Annotated in this window: 5 protein-coding genes; all 5 read right to left on the reverse strand. The window is 65.4% G+C overall.

What is annotated here, in order from left to right; all coding sequences use genetic code 11:
- Positions 1-2: 2 nt before the first annotated feature.
- Genes A9971_RS31090 through A9971_RS31110 form a run of 5 tightly spaced genes read right to left on the reverse strand, consistent with a single transcriptional unit; the run spans position 3 to position 9,407 of the window.
- On the reverse strand, positions 3-1,646 hold the full coding sequence (locus A9971_RS31090; protein WP_183001097.1) for a DUF2300 domain-containing protein: 1,644 nt from the start codon (positions 1,644-1,646) through the stop codon (positions 3-5).
- 1 nt (position 1,647) lies between these two features.
- On the reverse strand, positions 1,648-6,225 hold the full coding sequence (locus A9971_RS31095; protein WP_183001099.1) for an alpha-2-macroglobulin: 4,578 nt from the start codon (positions 6,223-6,225) through the stop codon (positions 1,648-1,650).
- Positions 6,222-6,881 (reverse strand): DUF1175 domain-containing protein, encoded by a 660-nt coding sequence (locus tag A9971_RS31100; protein WP_015637191.1) that lies wholly within the window; start codon positions 6,879-6,881, stop codon positions 6,222-6,224. Before A9971_RS31100 ends, A9971_RS31095 begins: the two co-directional genes overlap by 4 nt.
- Positions 6,866-8,578, reverse strand: a complete 1,713-nt coding sequence (locus A9971_RS31105; RefSeq protein ID WP_183001100.1) for a DUF2138 domain-containing protein — start codon at positions 8,576-8,578, stop codon at positions 6,866-6,868. The genes A9971_RS31100 and A9971_RS31105 overlap by 16 nt, the downstream gene beginning before the upstream one ends.
- A gap of 37 nt (positions 8,579-8,615) precedes the next feature.
- Complete coding sequence (locus tag A9971_RS31110; RefSeq protein WP_169893396.1) at positions 8,616-9,407, reverse strand: YfaP family protein; 792 nt, start codon at positions 9,405-9,407, stop codon at positions 8,616-8,618.
- Positions 9,408-9,671 lie beyond the last annotated feature (264 nt).

A 9,671-nucleotide genomic window follows, 5' to 3' on the forward strand; every position in this document is an offset into this window, starting at 1 on the left:
GCCTATTCCAATAAAAGATGACGGGCGAGCCCTTCGATGTAGGTTTCATCCTGGCCGTTGGGATGAGCTTCAAAGGCCAGGTGCAGGTATTCGTGAGTCAGGTCGAGGCGGTCTTGCAGCGAGAGCACGCCCCGCACATAAATGCGTTGCCGTTCACGGTCGACGTAGGGCCGGCCGAAACTCAGGCGGCACACGGCGAACTGGCTGATTTCGTTGTAGCCGATCTCTTGCTCCAGCGGTTGGCGCCAGCGCCGGCGCTGCTGCAGCAGCCACTCCTGGGCCGCCGGCAAGGGTTCGCAGGAGGCCACGGGGTTGTCCCAGCGGCTGAGGCTGGCCCGGGGATAGGCGTGCAGCAGGATGGCGTCGTAGCGTTGCCCGGACCGGGCCTGCTCCACGGCCTGTTGCCAGGACAGTTTGTCCGGCGCCTTCAGGTCCGAGTGATAGGTGACTTGAGTGCCGGCCAGCACCAGGTCGCTGGTCCAGGCGGCAATGGCCCGGGCCTGGGCAGTGGCCGGGCGCGGCGCGACCCGCTGGCGGTTGCTGCTGTCGTCGATGCTCAGGCATTCGCCGCTGCGCCCGGCGTTCTGCAACAGGTAGGTACGGATGGCCACGGCCAGCGCCTTGGCGGCCTCCACTGGCTCACTGGTGGCTTCGCGCTGCAGTACCCGAGCGACATATTCCTCACGGTCCAGGCGCGCCACCAGTCGCTGGGCCGCAGGGTCTTGCTGCAGGAAGAGCTCGCCGGCGCTGTGGATATCCAGCTGGTTGCCGTTGGCAAACTCCACCCGGTAATCCCCTTGCAAGGCACCCGGTTTAGCCGGCTGGCCGCCCTGGCTGACGCTTTTGAGCGGGTAGCGGGAAAACAGGCTGACCTCCACACAGCGGCCTTTATCCACAGGCGGGTTGTCCGGCAGTTCCTGGTTCAGGGCCTGGGCGTAGTCCTTCAACACCCGTTGGCTGGTGCCACGCCCGCCCACCCACAGCGGTGTGCCATCCACCAGCCAGCCGGCAAAACCACCCTGGCGCGACTGCGGGTCCTGATCCGCCAGCCAACTCCAGGTCTTGACCCGCAAGCGCCCGCCCAAGGCGCCCACTACAGCGCCGTCGGCGGCATTGAGCACCACATCCAGCAGCACGCGCCGGGCCGTGTCCCGGGCCGGCAACAGCGCCAGCACCTGCAGCAGTTCCGCCACCGGGACCCGGGTCTGGGGCTGCAGCTGGTTGAGGTCCTGCAACCAGTCGGGAGCGTTGCGGGCCTGCCAGTAATGGCGCCAGTCAGCGGCGGACAGTTGCAAGCGCTGGGGCTCGAAATACAAACCGCAGGAACGTACCAGCGCCTGATCACGGGCGATGCTGGCACCCACCGCACAGCAGTAGACCTCTTCCTTGGACTTGCCCTGGCAGGCATAGGCCGGCTCCTGGGCGCCGGTGTCCACCAGCCAGGCGTAGACAAAGAGTTTCCAGACACTGCCCAGGGGCGCTTGCAGATCCTTGGGCAACGGCTCGCGAGACAGAACCTGGGTCTTGCTCAGGCTCACCAGCTCACTGTCCGGGGCGTTTTTCCAGGCCAGGCGCAGGGGCTCGTCCTGGGCCGTCACCCACCCAGGAAGCAAACACAGACATAGCCAGGCCCAGCACCGCGCCATGTTATTTGACCGTGACCTGACCCAGGGCCGGGGTGCGTTCCTGAGCCTGATGCTCCGGTGCGTACACCTGGTAGAAACGTGCCGGCGGCAGATTGAACTGGCCTTTCTGGGAGAAGCGAACCAGATGGCGCAAGCGCACTTCGCTGCTGTCGTTCAACGCATCCAGCGGCACCGCGTAGCTCATCTGCCCCGGTTCGGAGCGAGCCTTCTCCAGGGAGGCCGCTTCCGTACCGGCCGGGCCGGCCAGCTTGATGCCCCAGGTGGTGCGCTCGACATCGGCGCCCGGCGGCAGCGGCACTTCCAGCATGCCGTACAGCAGCGGCCGGTTGCCTTCGTTGGCGATGATCACTTCGTCCAGGTACAGGCCGTCACTGGCGATCGGCTTGTTGCCCACCGGTTCCAGCTTGAAGGTGAAGGATTCGTCCCCCGGCACCAGGCGCAACAGGCGGCGGGTGATGTTCACCGGCGACGGCGTGCCCATGTCCAGCTTGCTCAGGTAGCTCACCGACGCCCGCAGCGGACGTTCCGGCACAGAGCCCAGGGCCAGTACCGTCGGCACCTGCGCCCCTTGCCACTGCCAGTAGCTTTCACCGCTGGCGCCCTGGCGCTGTTGCCAGCCCTGCCCCGGGTTCAAGGCCACCGCCGGGGTCGACTGGGCGATGCTGCGCTGCAACCAGGTCAGGGCCAGGGCCCGTTCCAGGGTCGATTGCGACGGCAGCAGGCGTTGCAGCAAGGCACGCGCCGCGCCTTGGTCGAACGGTTTGAGCGACAGGCTCAGGGCCTGGGTGAACGGCTGGGAGCTGATATCCAATTGCTGCTGCGCCGCTTCCAGTTGGGCGACGAACGCCGCGGGTGGCGTGACCTTGGCATCCCGCGCCAGGGCCGCGGCCAGCACCCGGGCGCTGGCCAGGCCGAGGGCCGAATCCGGATCGTCCATCACCAGGCTGTCGCTGCCGTTGTCCTGCATGCTGGCTGCCGGGCCGCTACCGGCCTTGGCCAGGTCGTCCATCAGGCCGCTGACCAGGGTGTTGATCGGCAGTTTCATTTCACGGGCGAACGACAGGATCAGCGCCCGTTGCAGCAACGGCGTATTGCCAGCCTGCTTGGCGTAGACCTCCAGCACCCGCTGCCAGTGCTCCGGCGGCAGGTTCAGGTCCAGCACCTTGCTCGCATTCCAGTCGGCGTAATAGGCGTAGGCGGTGAGGAAGGCATCCGGCTCGGCATCTTCGCCCCACCAGGTGAATGCCGCTTCCGGCCCAGCCATGTGCACCAGGCGCAGACGACTGTTCTGCATCATCAGCCGCAGCCGGTCGCGGATCTGCGGATTGCTGGCCAGCGCCGGGTAGGCAACGCTCAGCGGCAGCAACTGGCTGGCGGTCTGTTCTACGCCGCCATACGGGTATTCCAGCAGGTCATCCAGGGCCGAACGGAACAGCGCTTGCGGGCTGTCGTCCAGGCGCAGGCGAATGTCCGCAGCATCGGCCGGCAGGCCCAGCGGCGTGCTGATGGTGACCACGTCCAGGCTCTGGGTCTGCACGCTCTGCCAGCCGGCCGCACTGCTCACCAGGCGCACCGCCAGGGCATCCACGGTCTTGCCGCCCTGCACCAGCTCGGCGCTCCACTCGCCATTGCCCGGAGCAATGGCCGGCAGCGCCACATAGTTGATGCCGCTGTTGAGGGTCAGCGGCAGGCGCTGGGACTCACCGGCGTAATGGATCACCAGTTCGGCCTTGGTGGGTTGTTCGGACTGGCTGAAGGCGAATACCCCCAGGTCCGGCTTGTCACCCGTGCGGAAGCGGGTCGGACCGCTCCACTTCAGGTACAGGGCCTTGTCGGAACGCACGAACTGCTTTTTCTGCCCCACTTGGCCGTCATCGGCGATGGCCCGGGCAGTGATGCGCCAGCGGGTCAGGGAATCCGGCATGCGGAAGGTGAAACGCGCCTTGCCGCTGCCGTCGGTGACCAGCTCCGGCTGCCAGGCAGCGGTGTCGACATCTTCGCGCCGCGGACGCTCCAGTACCTTGACCCCGCGTTCGCTGCGGTTGGCCTTGCCCGGGGCGGTGGGGCTGCCCGGCAGGGCCACGTCGTAGCTGATGAACGACAGGCTGGCGCTGGTGCGCACATTGTTGCGCCGCGGGTGGTAGAAGAACTGGTCGATGCTCGGCGCCACTTCCGGTTGCAGGGCGTAGACCATTTCGTCCACCACGCTGACCGTCAGGTGTGCGGGCACCGGCTTGCCGGCGAACTGGGTAGACAGGTCGACGGTGACCATGTCACCCGGCTGGTATTTGTCCTTGTCGGTATGGATGGCCACATCGATCTGCGGCGTCAGCACCTTGATCCCGGCGTTCTGGAAGCTGTACTCGCCGCCCTTGGTGTAGAGCACGGAAAAGGTCAGGTTCGGCGCAAAGCCGTCCTTCACCGGCACCCGGGCGCGGTATTGGGTGGGGCTGAGTTTTTCCACCTTGAGCCAATCGCCGCCCTTGGACAGCAGCGCCGTGGCCTCGACCTTGTCCCGCTCCAGGGACAGCAGGGCGTCGTTGATCGGCTCCGGGAAGGTGATCAGCGCCAAGGCTTCGTCACCAGCCTTGTACTCGGGCTTGTCGAGGACGATTTCCACGGTGCCCGGCACCGCTTTCACGCCCTCGCCAGTGACCGAGTGGCTGGTGCCGCCCAGTACACGATCGTGCTCGTCGCGCAGGGTCAGGTTGTAGGTACCGGGGCGCTCGAAGGCCAGGGCGAAACCGCTGTCGGCGGCAGCCAGCTTGCCCTCGCCGGTGGACTGGTCCTCCATGCGCACCCAGCCGTAGCGGCTCGGCTTGACGTTCTTGCTCTGCTCGCTGGTGTTCTGGTTGGCGTAGCTGAACTGCACCTTGTCGCCGGCCGCGCTGAAACGCTGCGGCGCGCTGAGGCTGAAGCTCGCCGCGCCACGCTCGATGAGGATTTCCTTGGTGGTCTTGACCCGATACGCAGCGCCATCACTGGCGAATACGGTGAGCATGTAGCGGCTGGGCTTGTCCGCCGCCGGCAGGTCGAGGGTCGCACTGCCCTTGGAATCGGTGGTCAGTTCGGCGCTGGTCAACTCCACCGGGAACTGGCCCATGTACTGCAGTTCGTTGTCCACCATGGACAGCTGCTGGGCCCGCAGGCTCAGTTGCAGGCGAGCGTTGGCCACCGGTTTGCCGTCGGGGTAGAGCAGCACCAGGTTGCCCTTCACCGGCTCGCCGGTCTTGAAGTCCGGCTTGGCCAGGGCCAGGGAAACCTCAAAGTGCGGCTTGATGTACTCGGCCACGCGGAAGGCACTGCTGTAGACCTGGCCCTTGTAGCCAAAACGCAGTTCATAACCACCGGCCACGGCATTTTCCGGCAGTTGGAAGCGGCCCTGGGCGCCGGACTTGGAATCCAGGTTCAGGGTCATGTTCTGCAGGGCGGTGCCGGCGGCATCCAGCACGCTGACGTTCACCGTGCCGGCACCCGGCTGTACCGAGTCCCGGGCGTTCTTGAACTCGCGACCGACGATCTTCAGCGATACCCAGTCCCCCGGGCGATACAGCGGCCGGTCGGTGAAGGCATACAGTTTGGTGTCGTAGATTTCGCTGTCGTAATAGAAGTTCTCGGAGACGAACACCCCGCCTTCCTGGTCTTCGCCGATCACGTAGGAGCGCTCGGGGCTGACGTGCTTGAGGCGCACCAGGCCCTGTTCGTCGGTGGCGCCGCTGTTCATCACGCCGAGGCCGTCGGTCCACAGCACATTGACCTTGGGCACCGAGTTGCCTTCATGCTTGCCCGCGGCCCAGACCAGCAGTTCGTCGCCGGCGATCTTGCTCACCGCCACGGTGTTGGAAACAAAGACCATGGTGGTGGCGCGGTACTTGCCCACCAGGGCCTCCACCAGGTACAGGCCGGGCTTGAGCTGCCCCAGCGGGATGTAGACGTTGCCCGGGGCGACGTTGATGAACTGGCTGGAGGAACCGGACAGGTTTACCCCGGCCGGCGGCTGGATCGGCTTGGCCTGCCACAGCGGATAACGGAACTGGGTCACCAGGGGCAGCCCCGGGATCAGGGCGAATTGCGGCTGGGCGTCATACGGCGTCGGCGCCAGCATGGAGTTGCCCACCTTCAGTTCCGGCACCTCTTCGGTGACCTGCTTGCGTGACTCGTAGGAGAAGGCGCGCTGCATCACCCGGCGGGATTTGCGGTACCAGTTGTCCCACAGGTAGGCCAGGGTGTTGGACAGGCCCTCGCCCTTGAACTGGCCGTCGCTGACCACCCGGTGCAGGTTCTTCTGGCGCTTGAGAAAGTCCAGCGGCTGGTCGATCCGGTACACCCGGATGTCCGCGCCGCCATAGGGCTCCATGCGAAAGCGCCGGTAGTCACGGCCCGGGGCCTCGAGGCGCACCATGGCCTGTTCGTCGCTGGCGAAACTGCTGTCGGCCAGGAGGAAGAAACTCTCGCCGGAGACCGCCGCATAGTCGCTGGGCGGCACCGAGTCTTCGGCGTTGACCAGGGCCACGGGGGTGAGCAGGGTCAAGGCCAGGGTCAGGCGAAACAGAAAACGGGACATACGGGATTCGCTCATTGGGTGAGGAAGTTCAGTCGATAGATGCCGATGAAGTTGGGGTTGGCTGAGTCGGGTATCCATCGAGTGTCCTTCCATGTCATCAGTTGCTGCACGCTAGCCGAGCGCATGCCGTTGTCGGTGGGAGTGGTGGTGCCGGTGTGATAGGCGATGTTGCGGCCCATCCAGATCATCAGGTGCTGGTCGTCGCCCTGGTCGAAGAACAACAGGTCACCGGGGCGCGCCTGCCCCAGGTCACGGCTCACCAGATGGCTGTTGAACTGGATCAGCTTGATGGCATTGACGTAGGGCCCGGTCTGGCCGCCGCCCTGCTGCCACTGCTGGGCCAGGCCGCGCTGGCCTTCGCTCAGTTGCAGCTCCGGCGGCAGGTAGCGATTGGACATGCCGTTGGCCCGCAGCCATTTGTTGTCGTGGACCTTGAGCGCTTCGTTGGCGGCAAAGCGCACCAGGCCCGCGCAGTCCTGCTGGTACCAGCGCGGGCTCGGGCCCTGGCTCAACTGCTCCTGGGCGATGCGCACGAACCAGGCACGGAACACCTGGGACTGCTGCACGTCCAGCGGCGGAGCCTGGGTCGCGCCCACGGCGCTGCTCAGCAACAAGGCCAACAGGCCAAGGCTGCTCAGACCTTTGCGCAGTGCACTCACAGGGCACGCCATTGCAGGGGCAGCCATTGCCAGTGACCGTCGGGCTCGCTGCCGTCGGGCAGGGTCAGGGCGTACTTGCCATAACCGCCGAGGGTACGCAGCTTGGGCACCAGGTAGGTTTGCGCGGCGTTGTTGAACACCGGCTCCATGTCCTGGGGCAGGCTGTCGAAGGTTTCCTGCTGGATCAGCTGGGCCAGGGACTGCGGGCCCAGGTACACCGGCATCAGTGCATCCTTGGGCACCACGTCCGCCAGGGGCGGGAAGCGCTTGTCCAGGGTGCCCAGGGCCTTGCTCACAAGCTTGTCATCCAGGGAAAACACCAGGGTCGAGCCATGGCGGGCCAGGCTGACCTGCATGAAGGCGCGACCGGTAATGGTTTGCGGGTCCTTGGCTTCCTTGGCCGGGTACTGGCCGAAGTTGGAACTGACCTGGCGCTGCCACTGGTGCACGTCGCCGTTCTGCTGCTCGACCACCGGGAAGATGCGCTCCGCCACCTTGCTTTCCCGGGTGCCGACCATGGAGCCGAACAGCTTGCCCAGGTCCGCATCGAGCTTGGCATTGTCCTTGTCCTTGAGGCTGGCCACCAGCAGCGGTGTGTACAGCCGCGAGTCGGCGTACCAGCACAGCCCGGCGGTCCCGGCCATGTGCTCGGTCAGGGTGGTGGCCACCGCTTCTTCGGCCCCCAGCTTGACCAGCAACGGCTTCTGCTGCTCCGCCGCCAGGGGCAAGGCTACGCAGGCGCTGGCGCCCATGGGCATGGCCTGCCAGATCGGCTTGAAGTCGAACGCCGGCTGGTTGTCCTGCTCTTGCATGGCCAGGTAGCTGTGCCAGCCCTTGTCGTCCATGTCGAAGCGCAGGCCGGCGAAGTTGGGGATAAAGCGCTGGTAACCCATGGCCAAAACGCTGGAATTGACTGCCAGCCGCTGCTGCACTTCAGGCTTGCGCGCTTCCAGGCCAAAGGCCTCGGGAAACAGTTTGTCGCCGTTGAGCAGGGCCTCCAGGGCGGTGGTGGACACCGCACCATGCTCGTCGTCGGCGCCGGTGGCGGGGTCGTACAGCTTGGCGGGGTTGGACAGCACCACCAGCTTGTCGCCGTGGGAGGCGAATGCCAGGGACCGGCTGGCGTTGTAATTCAACTGGTACAGGGTCACCGCATCGCCACCCACCTTCAGGTCCGCCAGCTTGCTCAACTGGGTGTCATCCAGGGCCACCTTGGCCAGGGGCTCCAGCAGCTTGGCCAGGCCGCCGCGGTCCATCACCAGCAGGAAGTCCTTGAGACGCCCGTCGGCGCCGCGCCACAGCGCCACGTCGGCCGGCTGGTCGAACAACTGCTCGATCAGGTTGTCCTGCAGCTTCAGGTCATGCTCGTAGATGATCCGCCGCAGGCTGCCGATCAGGCCCAGGCGGTCGGCGTGAGTCTGGTAATAGAAGACGAAATCCTCGGTCAGGGTTTCCTTGAGGAAAGGCACCGCCAGCAGGTCCTTGGGCAACTGCGCCAGGGAATGGGTTTCCAGCAGCCCATCGGGGCGGCTCAGGCCCAGCTTGTCGCCGGCCAGCTCCGCCACCGGAGTCTTGGGCTTGCAGCCCATGCCGGTGACCGCGGCCGCCACCAGGCACAGGCCCATGACCAGGAACGGCCAGCGCCGCTTGCTGGCGGGTTGTTCAGTACCGGGCACGCCGGCTGCCGGGGATGCTGTGTTTTCGCTCATGATTCACAAAGCCCAATTCATCCGTGGTGCGGGATGTTCAATAGTTGAAAGACTTGACCAGCAACAGGTCGCCGATGGCCCGCATGGGCACGATAAAGGTCTCGCGTTTCTCATCGACGGTGTTTTCGTTAAGGATCAGGTTGATCTGCGAGGTGATCACCTCGTTCTGATTGCTGCCTTCGTCGAAGTTGTATCCGCCGCTGCCGAAGTTGCCCCAGTAGTTCACGTAGATCAGGTAGGTGCCCCGCAGCGGTGCGGTCATGGTGAACATTTCCGGGCCCGGGCCATCGACGCCGTCCGGGTCCAGGCCGCCGCCATTGGTCAGGCCGGGGTGGCCGAAGAAGGCGTGCTGACCGTCCGGGGTAATGATGTGCATGTCCAGCTCGGCCTTGGGATCGTCCCAGCCCAGCACTACGCGAATGCGCGGTGGCGTCTTGTTCAGGTTGGCTTCATAGAACTGCACGCGCTTGAGGGACTTGCCCTCGGAGCTGCGCACTTCGACGCTGTTGGAGCCGGCACCGAACGCATAGGGCCGGGCAAAACGGCCCTGCTCATCGGTGTAGAGATTCAACGGGTTGCCGTTGACCGATAGGCTGTGGGGCTGGCGCAAATGGCCAATGGCCTTGAGCTGGCCTTCGATCAGGGTGCGGTTGCGCTGGATGCCGCGGTCGATGGGCGGCGTCGGATAGGCCACGCGATCCTGCTCGGTGCGGTCCAGCAGGCCGGAATAACGCCAGCCGGCCAGGGGTTCCTGCAGATCGGCAGAAGGCTCGGCGAATGCCGGCCCGGCCAGCAGCAAGGTCAGCAGAAGGGAGGATAGAGCGCGCATGTAATGCGTCCTGCCATGCATGGGAAAACCCTGGCGCCAGATCCTCGGCGCGGCTGCAAATATTCGGAAAGAGTGCCCGGCAACAAAGGGCGTTGGAAAGGCCGCAGATTAGCGACTTGGCGCCTGTTGCACAATTGCCGAAAAAGGAATTTGCGAGGGAATCGGCAATGCCCTGACCCCCCCGCAGCAAGTGCCATTACAGCGCCATCAACCCCTCCACTCCCGGGAGCGATGCACGTCGTGAAACCCCCAGCCCCCCTACCC

It is taken from the genome of Pseudomonas sp. UME65, from assembly GCF_014170225.1.
In the GTDB taxonomy this organism is placed as follows: Bacteria; Pseudomonadota; Gammaproteobacteria; order Pseudomonadales; family Pseudomonadaceae; genus Aquipseudomonas; species Aquipseudomonas protegens.

Excerpts from the sequence above, each read along its gene's own strand:
- A9971_RS31090 (WP_183001097.1), bottom strand. The coding sequence starts at position 1,646 with ATGGCGCGGTGCTGGGCCTGGCTATGTCTGTGTTTGCTTCCTGGGTGG.
- A9971_RS31110 (WP_169893396.1), bottom strand. The coding sequence starts at position 9,407 with ATGCGCGCTCTATCCTCCCTTCTGCTGACCTTGCTGCTGGCCGGGCCG.
- A9971_RS31105 (WP_183001100.1), bottom strand. The coding sequence starts at position 8,578 with ATGAGCGAAAACACAGCATCCCCGGCAGCCGGCGTGCCCGGTACTGAA.
- A9971_RS31095 (WP_183001099.1), bottom strand. The coding sequence starts at position 6,225 with ATGAGCGAATCCCGTATGTCCCGTTTTCTGTTTCGCCTGACCCTGGCC.
- A9971_RS31100 (WP_015637191.1), bottom strand. The coding sequence starts at position 6,881 with ATGGCGTGCCCTGTGAGTGCACTGCGCAAAGGTCTGAGCAGCCTTGGC.